An 18,477-nucleotide genomic window follows, 5' to 3' on the forward strand; every position below is an offset into this window, starting at 1 on the left:
TGTCCGCGCCATAGACCTGCAAGTTGGCGTTCCAAACGCGTTGAATGTGAGGGATCAATTCATCATCGCGCTTGGCTCTTGCACAGCGAAGTTGTGGGTTGCGTTGCAGGGCGGCGTGTCGCCTGTAGCAAGACGGGGCAATTTGCAAAACCTTGCAAATTGGCTCGACCCCGAAGGTATTGCGATGCTGGTCGACGAAACGCTTCAAGACTTGAGTCGGCGGTCGAGCTCCGCCTGGGCGAAAAACGCGCTGGCCACCTTCAAGATCTCATTGGCCCGACGCAGCTCTTTGTTCTCGCGTTCAAGCTCCTTGATTCGGTCATGCTCAGCGCTGGTGGTGCCGCCGCGCACGCCGCTGTCGACTTCGTGCTTACGAACCCATTCGTGAAGGGTTTGAGGGGCGCAGCCGATCTTGAGTGCAATTGATTCAATGGCCGCCCATGTGGACGGATATTCGCCACGGTGGTCTTGCAACATGCGAACAGCGCGTTCGCGTACTTCGGGGGAAAAACGATTTGATTTGCTCATAGCTCCATCTTCTCAAAGGTTGGAGCCTCCTCAAAACACGGGGCGATTCAAGAACGATGAGTTCAAAATTCTTTTTCCCATTAGCAGAAGGAATTTGAGACAAGCATTCGTAGCGTGCCGTGCATAAATTAACGTGAGGCAGAGCATGAGAAATCTTTTGCGCCAATTCATCAGAGCAATTAACGAGAGCAATCTCAAGCATGTGCAGAATCTCCCTGAATTCTCTGGCGAGCCACCGCACTGACACCTTGCTTATCGAGCATCCACTGGATTGGTTCGGAAATCAAATTGAGCGCTATTTGGGTTGCTTGCGCCTGCAATGCGCAGGAAGGTTGCTTTTCAATGACCTCAAGAACCCACGAGGGCATAACATCGAATGCAGCCTTCAGGGTTAGAAGCATGAAAGGCTTGTCAAAAAAGTCAGTTGGATAGTTTTCAACGACCTTGAGTATTTCTTGAGCCCGCGCGTCAAATTGCAACTCACCTATATATCCAGCTAGCTCCTTCTGAGTTGTTTGCCAAGTTAAAGGCAAATCAACAGCTCCTAATAGATGACCGATGCGAGCCATCTCACGAATGTATTGATCACATTCAGGCTGAGTGAGTGGCGACTTAGCCAGATGTTGGTATGTGCTTAGGAATGAACTTACCTCAGCAAGATGGATCCACCGTATCAAGGCTGGTTCATTTGCAATATATGGGTTCCCTTTGAGATCGGTGCCGCGAATATGTGCATGAATAGTGTTGACACGGCGAATTGCACTCATAGCCATGGCATCGCTGCCATAAGTTGTGGCCGCGACAAAATAGGCGGTTCGACCTAGACGATCCTTGAGTTTGTTTCGAAAATCTGAATGATCCCAAACTGCCGATAACGCTCGCGGGTGCAAAGACTGAACAATCAAGGACGATAGTCCACCAACCATCATGGCCGTGAAGTTCGCATGTACCTTCCAGGTCACAGAGTCAAGCCCAAAGAAACCTGCGTCACCTTTTGGCGACATGAAATCATCCAAATTTGATTTGGAACCTGTCATTGCACGAACACGCTCGCCTATTGTTTGCAGCGCAAAGTTGGAGAGTGATTCAGTTAGAGACATAAAAATTTAAGTTAACTTTTTAACCAAGAACGTCTTTGGGTTTATCTGCTGCTTCAGCCTCGAAGGGGAGTGATTCTTCATGCTTTGGAAAACACATCTTTTCCCCGTCCCATCTTTGACCACACCAACAAAATCCGTCTTCATTGATGATGCAAGTTCCCGTTCCGCAGCATCTTGTGTCTTCTGTCATATTTATCTCCTTGGTTATTTGAATTAATGCCGTAGCAATTTTTTAATGACTCATCGAGTTTTTGCAAGTCATCAATTTCATATGGATGACGCGATCAGCAGCAGTTACTCTGCTGTAAACAATTGGTGATTTACAACTCGAAAAGATTTCACGGTTTTTGGGCGCCGTGATTTCTGTGTGATCTAGGTAGACGTTCAAAAGGCACAGTTGATCAACAGATACACGCAGATCTATCCACTCAAGAATTGGGCCCAAGTGTTCTAGGCTATCCAAGTCATGAATCCATTGCCAAGCCTGTCCGCACGGCACCCGACGACCACGGCCGTTTTTGTTGTGCAGCATGTATGAGAATCTCATGTTTTGATCACAACTTGCTCAAGTTCCAGCTCGTCAAGCCCAATGGCGTTTCTGGCGTTCTTCGAAATCATGATGCAAACTCCTATTGAGTAGAATTTTCAGATATTTACCTACGCAAAACAGGTTTTGTTTCATAAAAAACTGTATTTCATAATATTATCTATTCAAGATCTACTCAATTGTAAAATTTTGACAAACACATCGCTTTGAAAGATATAAAAGTAGTCATTTTCAAAAAAGAACAATGACTCGACCTGTCTTAAAAATCCCTTTTGTCTGTATGGGAAACATCTGTCGTAGCCCAAGTGCAGAGTGGGTGTTTAAAAAGAAATTAGACGAGCAGAACAAGGGTTTGAACACGTTTTAGACTCGATCGAAGAATCATCAGAAGGTCTCATGAAATTAGTCATCCAAAAGGTCCTGCCATGAATCAAGAACCCTTAAACGTGCTCGGGACACCCCTTGTCCCTTGTTCATACGATCCTTTGACTGGGTACTTTAGAGACGGTTGCTGCAACACAGACGAGCAAGACCAAGGTAGCCATGTCATCTGTGCAAAAGTAACGCAGGCATTTTTGGATTTCTCCCTCCAACAAGGAAACGACTTGATCACACCACGACCTGAATATCGGTTTGCGGGTTTAAAGGCAGGTGATCGCTGGTGCCTGTGTGCTCTCAGGTGGAAACAAGCGCATGATGCTGGCGTCGCTCCGGCCGTTGTTCTTGAAAGCACACATGCCCACGCTCTTGATTACGTTACTTTGGAGCAGCTTCAATCATGAAGACACGAGCGCGTGTCGAGTTACGTGACCTGTCCTTGAAAACCCAAATTGGGACATATGGTCCTGATGAAACCAGGCCCGACGTTCATCTGCTGGATCTAACACTTGAGATCGATACGAATCTAGTTTTAATTTCGAGTGATGCGATGGCACATGTCTTTGACTATGACCCGTTGATTGCAGAAATTGATCGTCTTGCTGGACTTTGTCACTATGAAACGCAAGAACGACTCATGACACGGATTGCTAGCGCTTGTGCTGCTTATCTTGAGATCAAAACGATTGAAATTAACCTTCGTAAAGCCCCAGTTCGAAGTGGCAGCGGCTCACTAGGTGTTCGTTTATTCCTGGATGAGACAACTACTAATGGGCTGCGAAATACCCATCAGGACGCAAAGCGGTGACCATGAATGTTTTCAATAAGCTCAGGAGATTTCAGCGTTCACCCGCTGGAAAGAGAGTCGATTAAATGAATAAAAGAGTTTCATTGATCGTTTTGTGTCTTGTTACTTTAGGAGTTATCTCTTCCCATGTTTCATTGGCACAAAAAGAAAATGGTTCTTTGCTCGTGGTTGATGAACGCGAAATTGATATCGTGGGTGAGGCTAATAATCAGTGGATCAGATGGGCGCGTCGCTGTGACGATGTCTTGCGTCTTTCCAATGACGATCGACGGTATTTAGAGGTAGAGAAAACCATTAAAGCGTACAGCCCACCTAATTCAGACTCAGCACAACTTGCAAGTGTTTGGACAATCGGCGAATGGACACTGGCAGAAGTGGAATTTAAGGAGCTGCTGCCTGCCGTTGTGCTAACAAAGCGTATCAATGACATTTCAGTCATCATCCCAAATGCCGTATGGAGCGGATACACGAAACCATGGAAAGCCGCACCCTACATTCGGGAATATTTGTCAAAACATAGCCCTGAAACGCCGACCCCCTTGTTAGATTGTTTTGAGCCGCAGTCTCATGCCTTTAGATGATTAAAAGGTGGTTAGCAAAGAGCGCCGATCTGTTTCAATTTTTCCATGCAAATATCAGACCCAAGAGTTTCAAACCATAAGATTGACCCAGCATCTCTGGATGCTTTGCCACGTAGTTTTGGTGTTTATATCTTCAAGGGCGATGGAGCGCTGCCACTGTATATCGGCAAGAGCGTTGATATTCGCAATCGGGTGATGAGCCATCTTCGGGCGCCGGATGAAGCCAATATGATCGCGCAAACACGCCGAATTGATTTCATTGAGACAGCAGGTGAAATTGGTGCGCTGTTGCTTGAATCACGCATGATCAAAGCACAGAGCCCGCTGTTTAATCAACGCCTACGACGTCTGCGCACGCTGTGCTCTATTCGTCTGAATCAAACAGACAAGGGCATGGAGCCAGAGATCGTAGACAGTCAATCTGTCCATTTAGGGGGAGCGACTGGAATGTATGGCTTGTTCTCATCAAGTCACGCTGCAAATGCGAAACTTAAAGAGCTGGCACAGCAGTATCGTCTTTGCTTGTCTGTTTTGGGCCTTGAAAGAACCTCTAAACGAGGTTGCTTTGGATTACAGGTCAAAACGTGTCTTGGTGCTTGTATTGGCAAGGAAGATCGGACAGTTCACGACAACAGATTTTTATCTGCATTAATAGATTCACAGGTAGAAATTTGGCCCTTCGATGGCCCCATTGATTTGATCGAAACGTCTGGTGAATGGGTTCAGAAACATCGGATCAATAACTGGTGCTATATAGGAACGCAGTGCTCAAAAGCAGGGGACATAAGTCCGCTAACCGCCTTCGATAAAAATGACTTTGACCTTGATAGCTACAAAATCTTGGTCAGGCCTATCCTCTTAAAAGCAGTCAATTTTGAAAAAATATAAGGTGACGGACCTTGACCCCAGCACTGGCTCCACAGTTAGGGCTGCTCGGTTCCCCGCCTGACCCGGTTGGCCGCTTCACCATGTGGGAAGGCCCGTCGAGCGTAATTGTAGGACACAAGTGGGCTTTTCAAGAGCATGGCCTGCTCGCTTTAGAATCTCGCGCTTATGTCCTACCTTGTGCTCGCCCGTAAATACCGCCCCAAAACCTTCACGGAGATGGTGGGGCAAGAGCACGTTGTCCAAGCGCTGACCAACGCGCTGACCACGCAACGCCTTCACCACGCCTACTTGTTCACCGGCACACGCGGTGTGGGCAAGACCACGGTGTCGCGCGTGCTGGCCAAATCGCTCAATTGCCAAGGCGTGGATGGCACGGGGGGCATCACCGCCAACCCCTGCGGTGTGTGCCAAGCCTGTACCGACATCGATGCCGGTCGCTTTGTGGACTACACCGAGCTCGACGCCGCCTCTAACCGCGGCGTAGACGAAGTGCAAAGCTTGCTGGAGCAAGCCGTCTACAAGCCCGTGCAAGGCCGCTTCAAAGTCTTCATGATTGACGAGGTGCACATGCTCACCAACACCGCGTTCAACGCGATGTTGAAGACGCTCGAAGAGCCACCCGAATATTTGAAATTTGTGCTCGCCACCACCGACCCGCAAAAAGTGCCGGTCACCGTGCTGTCGCGCTGCTTGCAGTTCAACCTGCGCCCCATGGCCCCCGAAACCGTGCTGGAGCACTTGGGCCATGTGTTGGGCCAAGAACAAATTGCTTCCGAGCCCCAAGCCTTGCGCTTGTTGGCCCGCGCCGCACGCGGCTCCATGCGCGATGCCTTGAGCTTGACGGATCAAGCCATTGCTTTTGGCGGCGGTCAGTTGCAAGAGGCCTCGGTGCGCCAAATGTTGGGCAGCGCCGACCGCTCGCATGTGTTCCGTTTGATTGAGGCGTTGGCGCATGGTGACGGCAAATCGGTCGTCGACACCTCCGAAGCTTTGCGTTTGAACGGCCTCAGTGCTGCAGCAACGCTGGAAGACATGTCCATGGTTTTGCAGCGCATGGCCGTGCTGCAAGCTGTGCCGAGCATGGCCGAGTCGGATGCAGACCCCGAAGCCGTCGACATGGCGCGTTTGGCTGACTTGATGCCCGCCGATGAAACCCAGTTGCTGTACAGCCTGTGTTTGCACGGCCGCCAAGAATTGGGCTTGGCCCCTGACGAATACGCCGCGCTCACCATGGTGCTGCTGCGCTTGCTGGCCTTCAAGCCCAAAGGGGCCGCCTCCAGCGCTTCGGCCTCGGCTGAAAAAAAAACTCTGATTGAGGCGCAGCGCGCGCCGTCAGCACCCGCGCCAACCGCTCACCCCGTTGCGCCTGCAACGGTTTCGCCGAGCCTGAACAAGCCGCCCATCGCCACGCCAGCTGCCGTGGCGCCTATCGCAGCCCCGAGTACGACGCCCTTATCCGCCATCCAGCCCGTTGCGCCTGTGGCCATTCAACCGGCCAATGCCGCAGAACCGGCCCAACATGTGTCACCTGTTTCTGCGCCACCGGTTCAAGCCGCAGAGCCGACGCGCTTGCCTCCAGCGCCTCAAGGCCAAGCCCTGCCTGTGCGCGAGATGCCTGCGCCCGCTAATCAGGCGCCCGAATTCATCCCCTCTGACGACGAAGACGACGCGCCTTACACCCCCGACTACGACGACTTTGACCACGACTCGGATGCCGCCGTCGTCGCCATGCCCGTGCGCGACCAGCCTGTGCCCAGTGCGCAACTTGAACCCTTGGTGCCCACCACCGTGGTGCCGCAGGTCGAAGCCACGCCCGAAGGCGAGTTTTGGCATGGTTTGGTCATGCAAATGTCGGCCGCCGAAACCATCAACGCCTTGGTGCGCGAGTTGGGCCTGCAATCGCAACTCATGGCACGCGACACCGACACGTGGATGCTGCGCGTCGAGCGCGAATCGCTCAACAGCACCATGAGCCGCGAGCGCTTGCAAGCCGCGTTGGCCACGGCCGGTTACCCCGTGCGCTTGACCGTTGAAGTCGGCCGCGTGCAAGACAGCCCAGCCAAACGCAACGCCGTAGCTGCCGCCCAGCGTCAAGCGGGCGCCGAAGCCATCATCCTCAACGACCCCTATGTGCAGACCTTGATGCGCGACTTTGGCGCACGCATCGTGCCCGGCAGCATCAAGCCTGTTTAAGTTTTCAATCTCTATTTATAAAAGGACGACCCATGTTCAACAAAGGACAACTCTCTGGCTTGATGAAACAAGCCCAAGCCATGCAAGACAACCTCAAAAAGGCGCAAGACGAGCTGGCTCACATTGACGTCACCGGCGAGTCGGGCTCTGGCTTGGTCAAAGTCTTGATGACGTGCAAACACGATGTCAAACGCATCACCATCGACCCCAGCCTGCTGGCCGACGACAAAGACATGCTCGAAGACTTGGTCGCCGCCGCCTTCAACGACGCCGTGCGCAAAGCCGCTGAAACCAGTGAAGCCAAGATGAGCAAACTCACTGCCGGTTTGCCACCCGGCATGAAGTTGCCCTTTTAATGGCCGCTGTTTCTGCGCTCGATGGCCTGATTCACGCCCTGCGCCGGCTGCCCGGTGTGGGCGTCAAAACCGCGTCGCGCATGGCCTATCACATGCTGCAGCATGACCGCGAAGGCGCTCAGTTGCTCTCGCAAGCCCTGCACGAGGCCGTCGGCCAAGTGCGCCACTGCGAGCTGTGCCACACCTTCACCACCCAAAGCATTTGTGAAACGTGTTTGGACGACAGCCGCGACAACGCGCGCCTGTGTGTGGTCGAAACCCCTGCTGACCAATCGGCCATTGAGCGCACTGCCGCGTTCAAAGGCTTGTACTTCGTCTTGATGGGCCGCATCAGCCCGCTCGACGGCTTTGGCCCCAAAGACATTGGCTTGGAAAAGCTCATTGACCGAGCCAGCGATGGCGTGGTGCAAGAAGTCATCTTGGCCACCAACTTCACGGCTGAGGGCGAAGCCACCGCGCATGTGTTGACCGAAGCTTTGAAGAAGCGCGGCGTGCAAGTGACGCGCTTGGCACGCGGCGTGCCCGTGGGCAGCGAGTTGGAATACGTCGACTTAGGCACCATTGCGCACGCGATGGTGGACAGACGCAACGCTTGACGGTCTTTTCAGGGCATCCCCTATTGACATATTTGTGATTTTTTGTAATTCCCTGTTATTTTTATCGAATTAGAATGAGGCAGCCGTTTATGCGGCCGAATTCAGCAAGGAAAAAATTCAATGAACGTCAAATCTCGGTTGATTTTGGGTGGGATCGTCTCCTTTGTGGGGCTGATCTTGGTGTCCATCGTGGCGCTGTCCATCGAAAAATCCACCATGTTGGAAGACCGCAAGATCAAGACGCGTCATTTGGTGGAGTCGGTGCACGGCGTGGTCACGCATTACCAAGCCTTGCAAAAGGCCGGCACGTTGACGGAAGAAGAGGCCAAGGCTGCGGCCATGCAAACCGTGAAGGCTTTGCGTTACGAGACCAAAGAGTATTTTTGGTTGAACGACCAAACGCAGCCTGTGCCGGTCATGCTCATGCACCCCACCGTACCCGCTCTGGATGGCAAGGTGCTGGATGCGCCCAATTTCAACTCGGCCACCAGCCAGCAGTTTGGTTTGGACACGGCACCCCAAAAAACCGACGGCAAAAAGAACATCTTTGTGGCGTTTACCGAAGTGGCGACCAAGTCAGGTTCGGGCTACGTCACTTACAACTGGCCCAAGCCCAAAGCCGGTGGCGGCACGACCACCGAGGTGTACGAAAAATTGTCTTTCGTGCAAAAAATTGATGGCTGGAATTGGGTGGTGGGCAGCGGCATTTACATCGACGACGTCGAAGTGATCTTCTGGCAACACGCCACGCAGTTTTCGATGTTGGTGTTGTTGGTCATGCTCATCATTGCGGCCGTCATTCGCTGGCAAGTCAAGAGCATCACCGAGCCTTTGGAGGCTCTGCGCAACATGGTCACCTTGGTTGAAACGACCTCTGACTTTTCGCGTCGTATTCAAGATATTTCTGACGATGAGGTGGGGCAAACGGCGCGTGCGTTTAACCAACTCATGGCGGCACAGCAGTTGGCCATTTCTGAAGTGAACAACGCGGTGGAAGCTTTGGCTGCCGGTAACTTTGACGTAGCGATCACCGCCAACCTCAAAGGCGACTTGCGCACCATGAAAGATGCGGTCAACGCCAGCGCTGCCAGCGTCAAAACCACCATGGACGCTTTGGCCGAAGTGATGACGGCCTTGTACAACGGTGACTTCAACCAACGTATGTCTAGCCAAGTGAAGGGCGACTTGCGCCACTTGGTGGACCAAGCCATGCAGGCCATGCAAGCCTTGTTGGGCGATGTTGCGAACGTGATGAACGACGTGGCTTCGGGTGACTTGACCGGCCGCATCACGGCCGACGGTCGCGGTGATTTGGCCAGCCTCAAAGGCAACATCAACCAGTCGCTGGACGCGCTGAGTGCGGCCATGCGTGCCATCAACAGCAACACCCGCCAAGTGGCGGCGGCGGCCAACCAGACCAGCCAAGCCATCAGCCAGATCAGCGATGGCGCGCAAAACCAAATGCACGGCATTGCCCAATTGGCCAACGCGGTGAAAGAAACCGCCGCTTCCGTGACCGACGTGTCGCGCAACACCGAAACCGCCAGCAGCCGCTCGCGTGAGTCGGTGGACATCGTGCGCAGCGGCAAGGCCAAGATGGCCACGATGGTGGAGGTGGTCAACGGCATTGCCGCCAACTCCGAGAAGATCAACAAGATCACTGAGGTGATCGAGAGCATCGCGAACAAAACCAATTTGTTGTCGTTGAACGCGGCCATCGAAGCAGCGCGTGCGGGCGAGCACGGCAAAGGCTTCTCGGTGGTGGCGGAAGAGGTGGGCAAGCTCGCGGCCAGCAGCGCCGAGAGTACGCAAGAGATCACGGTGCTGGTTCAGCAAGCCGTCGCAGAAGCGCGTCGCGCGGTCGCCACCGTGCAAGACGTCAGTGCCGACATGGAACGCATTGAAGCCGGTGCCACCGAAGCCGACGGCATGATGCAGCGCATCTCCGCCGCTTTGGAGGAGCAAAGCAATGCGGTGCAAGAGATCAACGCCAACGTCTCGACCTTGGACCGCATCGCGCAGTCCAACGCCTCGGCCAGCGAAGAGATCACGGCCACGGTGATCGAGTTGTCCAAAATCGCCGACGGCACACGCCGCGAAGTGGAACAGTTCAAGATCTGATTTAGAACGTGTTTTGCAAATGCATGATGCGGTCTGCCGTGTAGCGCACGATGCCGCGAATGCCGGGGTTGGCATGTTCCAAGCCGCGCAAGGCCTTGTCGATGGGGATGTTCATCAAGGTCACGGTGTCTAAGCTGCTCAATTCCCAAGGCAATGTCTTGTCCAGCAGGGCTTCGGCCAAGCCCAGCACGCTGCCTGGCCCTAGCTTGTACTTTTTCTTGCCAATGGCCGCTTCAACGTGGCCTTGCACAATGATGTAGCCCAAGCCCAACTCGGTGTCGTCTGGCGAGCCCAAGACCGTGCCAGCCTCGTGCACCGTGGTGTGCAGTTTGTTCGAAGCGAGCAACTTCAAGAACATCAACTCGTCGCTGCTCATGCCCTTGTTGTCGCCTGTGGCGTAGACCTCGTCGAGAATTTTTTGCACTTGGGTGGACGACAGGTTGTTGTCGTTGGTCACCTCGTAGTCCAACTCATCGCTGTCCACAGACTTGCTGATCTTGTTGGCCATGTTCAGTTGCAGCAGCATGGCCTCGACCACGGGCGTCAAGATGCCAGGGTCTGATTTGAGGATGGCGCGCAGCGGTTCGGTGCTGATCTCCAGACACACCACACGCGTGTGGGCGCGGGCCGATGCACCGCGCACGCCGCCTTCCAAAATAGCTTGTTCGCCAAAGGACACGCCCTTGTTGAGCACGGCAATGCTGTTGCCCGTTTTGGCATCAAAAATCTCGACCGAGCCTTCCAAAATGATGGCCAGATGGTCGGCCTTGTCACCTTGGTTGAATAGCACTTTGCCTTCTTCGTACACCACCGACTCACCCGCGCCTTCGCTGCTCACCTTGCGGCGGGGCACGCGTGGCGCTGCTGCGGCTTGCGGTGCCGCATCTGCCGCTGCTTTGCGAACGGGGGCCGAGGGTGTGGACACGGCGGAGGCACGCACGGGGGCGGCGCCGCGCGCGGGCAAGGACTTGACGTTGAGCTTTTGGACGCGTTCCAAATCGGCCAGTGTGGCGCGGCCATTGGCCACTTCAATCGCCACCCGCAGCTCGTACTCCATGCGACGGGCGAATTCTGACAACACAAAGCCGACTGGAGGACGGCCAGGCGTGTGCATGAACCGCTCGACAGCGTCGGTTTTGGGGGTGCGAGAGGCCGTTGGGGCTTCTTGATTGGGTTGTGCGGACATTGCGGCTTAAAAAGGGGAGGCGGCGTTCAGCGCGTCAACCAAGTTGTTGGGCTTTACGCCTGTTCAAGTTCGGCAATTTGCTGGTCAATGGTGGCTTGGATACCCAGTAATCGGCTCGACGGGCTAGAAAATAAGGCCATGTGCTTTAAAAAAAACAAACGACCTTTGGCAGTCAGTAGCGATTGTGAGCGATCAGGGGACACCGGCGCCCATTCGTCCGAGAGTTGTTGGGTCAAACTGTGGCCTGTGGCGGGCAGGGTGCTGGCCAAAATGTCACATTCTTGAATCAAGACCAACAAACAGCGTGGGTCCGACACATCAAAGGGCACGCCAGCGATGGCCTGGTGTGACTCGGGCACAAAGGCCGGATCGGTCTTCAAGATCAGCGACCCGATCAAGGCTTGGTCGGCCTTGTGCACCTTGTGCTTGGTCATGTGTGGCGTCAGCGCCTTGACCGACAAGGCTTCAATTTCAGAGCGGAATTGGTTGATCTGGCCGTTGTGCAAAAAGTCGTGGCTCACCACGGTCAGCATGGCCAACCATTCGGCGTGGTTGGGCAGTTCGCTGGCAGCGCGGCCCGCCACTTGGCGCTCATTGGCCAAGAGCACCGTCAAGGACACCACCGCATCGGCAAAATGCAAGCGGTTGTGGTACTGAGGCTCTTGGTGACTTTTAGCGCGGCGCTGGCCGTCTTTTTCAATGGCTTGGATGACCGAGAAGATGCAGTCATGCAGGGCTTGATGGCGCGCCGACAGACGCGCACCTTGGCTGAAGCCCAATTGGCCCAGCGCACTGCGAACGACGACAGCCATACCAGGCCAAGCATCGGGCCACTTGGTGCGTAAATTGTCCAACGTGGCTTCTAAATACAAAAGATTCATGACCACCTTATAGGATGAATTTCTCAACTTCACGGCGTGTGGAATCTGCAATCTTGGACAGTTCCATCACGGTTTCCGTGATTTCTTCAGAGGCAGCAGAGTTGCTGCGCGCAATGTTATCAACACTGGAGAGGTTGGCGTTGATCTGCTCCACAGCGGTGCTCTGCTCTTCGAGCGCGCCCGCAATACGTTGCAGCATGTCGTCGGTCTCTTGGGAGCCGCTTTCAATGCGCGCCATATCGGCACTGACTTCTTGCACAGCCAGCACCGCACGGCGGGTTTCTGCCACGGCGTGCTGCACCAACTGGGCAATTTCTTGTGAACTCTCGGCGCTGTTGACGGCCAGCTTGCCCACTTCATCGGCCACCACGGCAAAGCCTTTGCCGTGCTCGCCTGCGCGGGCAGCTTCAATGGCGGCGTTGAGCGAGAGCAGGTTGGTTTTGTTGGCAATCTTTTCGATCACGACGGTGATCTTATTGATCTTTTCAGAGTTGGCCGCAATGCTGTTGACCACCTCCACCATGTGCGCCATTTTGCGAATGCCGTCGCGCACGATGCGCACCGACTCTTTGGATTTTTGGCTGGCCACTTCAGTGTTACGCGACACATCGGCCACCGAGGTGACGGTCTGACGCACGGCCGTGGCCACTTGGCCAATGGCGTGGGTTTGGTTCAGCGCGCCATCCGAAATTTGTCCCACCGCTTGGCTTGATTGGGCCGAGGCGGAGGCCACTTGGCGGGCGTTTTGGTTGATCACCCGCATGGAGCCACTCACGGCATCCAAGGACAGGTTGATGTTGTTTTTCAAGGTCAGCAAATCGCCACTGCCTTGGGCGTTGACGCGCAAGCTCAAGTCGCCTTGCGAGACGCCTTTCATCACGCTGCCCACGTCACCCAGCATGGTGTTGAGCGATTGCATGGCGTCCACCGCTTGCGTCATGGCGCGCTTGTATTCGCCAGTGACTTCGATGTGCAGATGCTTGGAGAAGTCGCCATTTTGCAGGGCTTGCATCATGTCGTTGAGGCCATTCATGGTGGACTTCACGCTCTCCGCTGAGTCGTTCACGGCAGCCTTCATCACGGCCATGTCGCCCTTCAACGGGGCTTCCACGCGACGGCTGAAATCGCCAGCAGACACGGCGCCCACCACCGAGTTGACTTCTTGCACCGCGTTTTGCAGCGATTGCAACAAGGCGTTCAGCGACAGGGCGGTTTGACCGACTTCGTCACCGCTTTCGATCTTCACACGAAGAGAAAAGTCAGCGCGGTCTTCGATGGCAGAAATCTGCGCTTGCATGGCGCGCAAGGGGCGGGCGATTTTTTTACCGGCCACATAGGCCAGCAACAAGCCCGCGAAAATGGCAAACAGCAAAGCAGCGATTTGCACGCCTTGTTGCAAATCGATGCGCTCGTTCAAATTCTTTTGGGCGTTGGAAGCGCCGATGCGGCTGGCCGCACCCACCATGTGCAGGGTTTCGATGAGCTGGTCGTACGCGTTGTCGGCGTCTTGCATCATCATGGCGCCCAAATTGGTGTCCGATGTCGATGAGTCGTACGCCTCGCGTACCGCGTTTTCGTAGGTTTGAATGGGTTTGATCAGGCTGCGCAAGCGTGCGTTCGGGCTGGCTTCGAGGTCACGGCCCACATCGCCCAAGGCGGTGAGCTGCTCCGTCATCATGGTTTCAGCCGATAAGGCGGCTTTGTCGCTCTTGAGGTTGAGCAAGGCCAAGCTGCGGTAAGCCGCCGCATGGGTGGCATTGACCGTGGCTTCGGTTTCTTGGGCCATGCGCTCCGTGGCCACCGAATCTGCCAATAGCGCATTCACGCTGACTTGAAACGCATGCATGTTGGCGTAACTGAAAATGCCAAAGCCCAACAACAAAACAGCCACCAAAAGGGGGGCCATCATGAGCTTGTTGGCAATGCTCATTTTTTTGTAAACAGCGGTCATGGGTTCAGTTCAGCAGAGTTCAGAGCGTCATGACCTCCAAGGAGGCCATGACGGCAGAGGCATCAGAGTTTGTAGACGCCGCCGCAAACGATCACATTGCCCACCTTTTCGCAATAGGCCTGCTTGGCTTGCACGGTTTTGGTCAACGGATCGGTGAACTTGTAGTCTTGCCAGAATTTGCCCTTAGAGCTGGCCAACTCGACGCGCTCTTTGATGAACTCTTTGCCGTCTGGATCTTTCAGATTGATCAGTTCTTTGCCAACTTGCTTGGGGTTTTGACCGTGTGCCAAGCATTTGCCGGTGATGTCGTACACCACCAAATACAAATCGCGATCCGCAAACGCTTTGCTAGGGGCTGTCAGCTCAACATACGCGCCGTCACCTTTGGCTTTGACCGCAGCAACACCCTTGGCCACCATGGCTTCGGCTTCGGCTTTGGTGGCGCGTTCACCGGCTGCAAAGCTCACCGACTGGGTGAGCGCCAAGACGCAAAGTAATGCAGTTGCCAATAAGCTTGTTTTTTTGATCATTTTGTCGTCCTTGTTGTAAAAATAGAATTAATTAGATTTCCACCAACTTAATCTTACATTGAGAATTTCTCAACTTCACGGCGTGTTGCATCGGCAATTTTTGACAGTTCCACCACACTAGCCGTGATTTCTTCAGACGCGGAGGCGTTGCTGCTGGCAATGCGGTCCAAATTGAACACGTTGGCGTTGATTTCTTCGGTGGCGCTGCTTTGCTGCTCCAAGGCGGCGGAGATGCGTTGCAGCATTTGGTCGGTCTCGCGTGAGGCGAGTTCGATGCGCGTCATGTCTTCGCTGACTTCTTTCACTGTGGCGACGGCTTTGGCGGTTTCAGACACCGCTTGTTGCACCAATTGCGCAATCTCTTGTGAGCTTTCCGCGCTGTTGGCGGCCAGTTTGCCCACTTCTTCAGCCACGACCGAGAAGCCCTTGCCGTGTTCGCCTGCGCGGGCCGCTTCGATGGCCGCGTTCAAAGAGAGCAGGTTGGTTTTGTTGGCAATCTTTTCGATCACCTCGGTGATTTGGTTGATCTTGTCCGAGTTGGCGGCAATGCTGTTGACCACATCCACCATATCGCTCATTTTTTTCATGCCGTCGCGCATGATGGCAATCGACTCTTGTGACTTTTGGCTGGCCACGCTGGTGTTGCGCGATACATCGGCCACTGACGTGGCGGTTTGACGCACGGCGGCTGCGACTTGCGAGATGGCGTGGGTTTGGTTTTGTGCGCCGTCCGAAATTTGGCCGATCGCATGGCTGGTTTCGTTGGCCGCGGTGGCCACTTGGCGTGTGTTGCCGTGGATGGCACGCAAGGCAGCGCTCATCGAATCCAGCGAGGTGTTGATGTTGTTTTTGAGGGTGATCAAGTCGCCGCGCCCTTCGGCGGTCACGCGTTGCGACAAGTCGCCCTGAGCCACGCGGCTCATCACATGGCCGACGCCGCCAATCATGGCTTCAAGAGCCTCCATGGCCGATGTGGCTTGGTCCACGGCTTGTTTGAATTCACCATGCACTTGCGCGGTAGAGCGGGCTGCAAAGTTACCTTGTGAGAGCGCGTGCAAGACCTTGCTCAAATCTTGGATGGTGGTTTGAATGCTGTCCACAGAGGCGTTGATAGCCTCTTTCATGGTTTTCAGATCGCCATGCAAATTGGCGTTCACGCGTTGGCTGAAGTCGCCTTCGGCCATGGCAGTGACGGTGCGGTTGACTTCACCAATCGCTGTTTGCTGGGCTTCTAGCAAGGCATTGAAGGCTTGGGCAGTTTGGCCCACTTCGTCATTGCTGCTGACGGCCACGCGTTGTGAGAAGTCTGAGCTTTTGGCCACGTTGCGCACCACTTGGCGCACTTTTTCGAGGGGGCCGCTGACCGAGCGAACAATCCACAGTGCAAATACGGCGCCGAACGCTAAGCCGACCAAGATCAGGCCAATGTTGAACACGCGGTTGAAGGCGTAGCTGTCGTTGGAGGCGTCGTATTCTTGTTTGGCAACTTTGAGTTGAACTTCGATCAGATCCGAGAACTTGCCGCTGATGGGGTCGACGGCGGGGTAGAGCGGTCCTGCCGTGAATTCGGCAATGGCTTGCTTGTCTTCGCGGGTCAAGATGTCGCGCAGATGGTCCAGCTCAATTTGGGTACTTTTAAACAGTGGCTCGATTTCTGCCACCAAGCGTTCTTCTTCGGCGACCAGCACGGTGTTTTTGTAGTGCTTCCATTTTTCGGCAATTTGCAACTCGGCATCGGCCAAGTTTTTACGGCCTTCTTCCCAAGAAATGTTGCCGTTGCGCACTTTGTGTGAGGTGTCCACGATGTTGACGGCGTACATGTCAGCAATGACCTTGAGATCGCGCAGGGGGACCACGCGGTCGGCGTACACCGTTTGCAAACCCGCCACGCACATGGCCATGCCGCGCAGCCCGTTCACGCCAATCGTGACTGACAGCATGCCCAGCAGCGCCACCAACAGCATCAATCGTGTGCCTACGTTTAAATTTTTTAACACGGGTCTTCCTTTTTGTCTTTTGTTTTATCGGTGCGAACGGCTGAATCTGAAGGACTCAGTGAATGGCAAAGGGTTGGCGTTCGATCAACTCAAACGCCTGCAAGGGGTTGACGGCTCGCGAATAGCAAAAGCCTTGGATGGACAAATGGCCGAGACTCTTGGCAATCGAGAGTTGCTGGGGCGACTCCACGCCCTCAATCACAACTTCAAGGCCGAGGCTCTTGGCTAAATTCACGATGCCGCGCAGCAGTTCGAGGTCGCGGCTAGAGTTCGTCACGTCGGAGATGAAAGAGCGGTCCACCTTGATTTCGCGCAAGGGAATGCTGCTCAAGCGCGACAACGAAGAGGTGCCCACGCCAAAGTCGTCCACGCTCAGGCGAAAGCCCGCTTGCTGCAATTCGGTGAAGATGTCTTCGCCTGTGCCGCCCAAGTTGGCCAGCACGGTTTCTGTGATTTCGAGGTAAATCTGATCGGGCGATACGCCCGCAAGTTTGACCAAACGGCTCAAACTGGCGCGGAAGTGCTCGGACAGCAACTCACCGTTGGACACGTTGAACGACACCGGCAAATGCACGCCTTTGGCTTGCCATTGCGCCATGGTGGTGACCACTTGTTCAAAAATTTGCAGCCCGACATCGAGCATCAAGCTGGAGCTTTCCAGCACCGGCAAAAACTCCCCCAGCGGGATCAAGCCGCGCTCTGGGTGTTGCCAGCGCAGCAAGGCTTCAAAGCCCAAAATTTGCCCTGTGTCGGAACACACTTTGGGTTGGAAGAAGGGCTGAAACTGTTTGCGCTCCATGCCCAAAATCACGTTGTGTTCGGTGGTGCGAGGGCGAGAGGATTGGCCATCTTTGGCGGTGTAGATCAGGCAGTCATTGCCTCCGCGCATTTTGACGGCACGCATGGACATTTCGGAGTCGGTCAGCAGGGCTTCAAATTCAGCGTTGACCAATGTGCCCGACGCTACGCCTGCGCTGAGGGAGAACACAAAGCGCTGGTTGTGTGTTTCGAGAGGCTCGCCCAAGCAGCGTTGCAAGCGTTTGCACCAATCGGCCAGCCCTACAAAGGGGTATTCTGAAATCAGCACCAACGCAAACTCATCACCCGACATACGACACATGCCCACGTCCCAGCCGTTGGCATCGCTTTCGCGGCGTAAAAACGCGTCGATGCGCTGGCCAATGGCGGTGATGGCGTGGTCGCCGGCATCGTAGCCCAGCAACTCGTTGACCCGCTTGAAGCGGTCAATGTTGATGCACGCCACCGCCACACAGGCCTGAGGCGCGCTGGCCAGGGCTAAAGCTTTGACTTCGTTGAAACGCTCTTTGAGGTAATTGCGGGTGTGAAACACCGTGGCCGTGTCGGGCTTCTTTAAGCCTAAGCCCTGCAAGGCTTCGCGCAGCTGTTCTTGCAAAGCCAGTTCTTTGCTGCGGTCAGAAAAAAGCGCCACAAAGCGTTCATTCGATGTGCTGACGTTGTTCGGTAGCAAACGCAGCGTCAGCTGCACAGGCACGGCCTGCGCGTTGGAGGTGTGAATGAACGTGTCCAAACTCAGCGTTTGGTGGTTGGCCGCATGTTGGTGGATTTGATCGATGAAATAGGGCAGGTCGTCGCGCAACTCAGTGATCAGATTGACCACGCGCGCGCCTTTGAGCTCCAAATGTCCGAAACGAAACAGACGCTCAGCCGCTGCATTGGCATCGATGACCCAACCTTGGGCGTCAAACGTCAGGATGGCCTCTTGCGAGGCATCCAGCATGGCGCGTAGTTGTAATTCTTGATCGGTTGGCACGTGCATCAATGACAGGTTTTTTCCGTACCCATATTCTTCATTAA

17 protein-coding genes, 1 other RNA gene, 1 pseudogene and 1 other annotated feature are annotated in these 18,477 nt (G+C 54.5%); of the genes and pseudogenes, 9 read left to right on the top strand and 10 right to left on the bottom strand.

Annotation, left to right across the window (positions count from 1 at the left end):
- The 3 genes and pseudogenes from C5F52_RS19390 to C5F52_RS29940 form a co-directional block, all read right to left on the bottom strand.
- Positions 1–528 (bottom strand): annotated as a pseudogene (locus tag C5F52_RS19390) (transposase); the annotation flags it as partial.
- Positions 134–250: a sequence feature (AL1L pseudoknot), on the bottom strand. (Overlaps the previous pseudogene by 117 nt.)
- Positions 529–722: 194 nt before the next feature.
- A complete protein-coding gene (locus tag C5F52_RS19395) occupies positions 723–1,628 on the bottom strand; it encodes an oxygenase MpaB family protein (RefSeq protein WP_104800011.1) in 906 nt (301 codons plus the stop codon).
- 19 nt (positions 1,629–1,647) lie between these two features.
- Positions 1,648–1,818, bottom strand: coding sequence for a hypothetical protein (locus C5F52_RS29940; RefSeq protein ID WP_161499740.1), 171 nt, complete (start codon positions 1,816–1,818; stop codon positions 1,648–1,650).
- 601 nt (positions 1,819–2,419) lie between these two features.
- Between C5F52_RS29940 and C5F52_RS30440 the strand changes: the two genes are divergently transcribed.
- The 5 genes from C5F52_RS30440 (at position 2,420) to C5F52_RS19415 (ending at position 4,830) form a co-directional block, all read left to right on the top strand.
- Positions 2,420–2,542 carry a hypothetical protein gene (locus C5F52_RS30440; RefSeq protein ID WP_104800012.1) on the top strand — a complete coding sequence of 41 codons (123 nt, stop codon included), beginning with the start codon at positions 2,420–2,422 and terminating at the stop codon, positions 2,540–2,542.
- Positions 2,543–2,600: 58 nt separating this feature from the next.
- Complete coding sequence (locus tag C5F52_RS19405) at positions 2,601–2,957, top strand: DUF2237 family protein (protein WP_104800013.1); 357 nt, start codon at positions 2,601–2,603, stop codon at positions 2,955–2,957.
- Positions 2,954–3,361 carry a dihydroneopterin aldolase gene (locus C5F52_RS19410; protein ID WP_104800014.1) on the top strand — a complete coding sequence of 136 codons (408 nt, stop codon included), beginning with the start codon at positions 2,954–2,956 and terminating at the stop codon, positions 3,359–3,361. Before C5F52_RS19405 ends, C5F52_RS19410 begins: the two co-directional genes overlap by 4 nt.
- A 65-nt stretch (positions 3,362–3,426) precedes the next feature.
- Complete coding sequence (locus C5F52_RS29740; protein WP_146100126.1) at positions 3,427–3,942, top strand: hypothetical protein; 516 nt, start codon at positions 3,427–3,429, stop codon at positions 3,940–3,942.
- A 45-nt stretch (positions 3,943–3,987) separates the two neighbouring features.
- Entirely contained in the window at positions 3,988–4,830 is an 843-nt protein-coding gene (locus C5F52_RS19415; protein WP_104800015.1) for an endonuclease, read from the top strand.
- Here C5F52_RS19415 and ffs read toward each other — a convergent pair.
- Positions 4,831–4,927, bottom strand: an RNA gene (gene ffs, locus C5F52_RS19420) — signal recognition particle sRNA small type.
- A gap of 68 nt (positions 4,928–4,995) precedes the next feature.
- Between ffs and dnaX the strand changes: the two genes are divergently transcribed.
- The 4 genes from dnaX (at position 4,996) to C5F52_RS19440 (ending at position 10,096) form a co-directional block, all read left to right on the top strand.
- The gene (gene dnaX, locus C5F52_RS19425) at positions 4,996–7,023 is read left to right on the top strand and encodes a DNA polymerase III subunit gamma/tau (RefSeq protein ID WP_104800016.1); all 2,028 of its coding nucleotides are present in this window, start codon (positions 4,996–4,998) and stop codon (positions 7,021–7,023) included.
- A 32-nt stretch (positions 7,024–7,055) separates the two neighbouring features.
- Positions 7,056–7,379, top strand: a complete 324-nt coding sequence (locus tag C5F52_RS19430; RefSeq protein ID WP_104800017.1) for a YbaB/EbfC family nucleoid-associated protein — start codon at positions 7,056–7,058, stop codon at positions 7,377–7,379.
- A complete protein-coding gene (gene recR / locus C5F52_RS19435) occupies positions 7,379–7,975 on the top strand; it encodes a recombination mediator RecR (protein WP_104800018.1) in 597 nt (198 codons plus the stop codon). The genes C5F52_RS19430 and recR overlap by 1 nt, the downstream gene beginning before the upstream one ends.
- A gap of 120 nt (positions 7,976–8,095) precedes the next feature.
- On the top strand, positions 8,096–10,096 hold the full coding sequence (locus tag C5F52_RS19440; protein ID WP_104800019.1) for a methyl-accepting chemotaxis protein: 2,001 nt from the start codon (positions 8,096–8,098) through the stop codon (positions 10,094–10,096).
- Between the two features lies 1 nt (position 10,097).
- Here C5F52_RS19440 and C5F52_RS19445 read toward each other — a convergent pair whose 3' ends face one another.
- From C5F52_RS19445 to C5F52_RS19470, 6 genes are all read right to left on the bottom strand, one after another.
- Positions 10,098–11,282 (bottom strand): cyclic nucleotide-binding domain-containing protein, encoded by a 1,185-nt coding sequence (locus C5F52_RS19445; RefSeq protein WP_104800020.1) that lies wholly within the window; start codon positions 11,280–11,282, stop codon positions 10,098–10,100.
- A 53-nt stretch (positions 11,283–11,335) separates the two neighbouring features.
- Entirely contained in the window at positions 11,336–12,163 is an 828-nt protein-coding gene (locus C5F52_RS19450) for a hypothetical protein (RefSeq protein ID WP_104800021.1), read from the bottom strand.
- A gap of 7 nt (positions 12,164–12,170) precedes the next feature.
- Positions 12,171–14,114 (bottom strand): methyl-accepting chemotaxis protein, encoded by a 1,944-nt coding sequence (locus C5F52_RS19455; RefSeq protein WP_104800022.1) that lies wholly within the window; start codon positions 14,112–14,114, stop codon positions 12,171–12,173.
- A gap of 62 nt (positions 14,115–14,176) precedes the next feature.
- Positions 14,177–14,644: a cache domain-containing protein gene (locus C5F52_RS19460; protein ID WP_104800023.1), complete on the bottom strand. Its 468-nt coding sequence runs from the start codon at positions 14,642–14,644 to the stop codon at positions 14,177–14,179.
- A 53-nt stretch (positions 14,645–14,697) separates the two neighbouring features.
- Positions 14,698–16,641, bottom strand: coding sequence for a methyl-accepting chemotaxis protein (locus C5F52_RS19465; protein ID WP_236657935.1), 1,944 nt, complete (start codon positions 16,639–16,641; stop codon positions 14,698–14,700).
- Between the two features lie 55 nt (positions 16,642–16,696).
- A complete protein-coding gene (locus tag C5F52_RS19470; protein ID WP_104800025.1) occupies positions 16,697–18,439 on the bottom strand; it encodes a bifunctional diguanylate cyclase/phosphodiesterase in 1,743 nt (580 codons plus the stop codon).
- Positions 18,440–18,477: the final 38 nt, after the last annotated feature.

This window comes from Limnohabitans sp. TS-CS-82 (assembly GCF_002943475.1).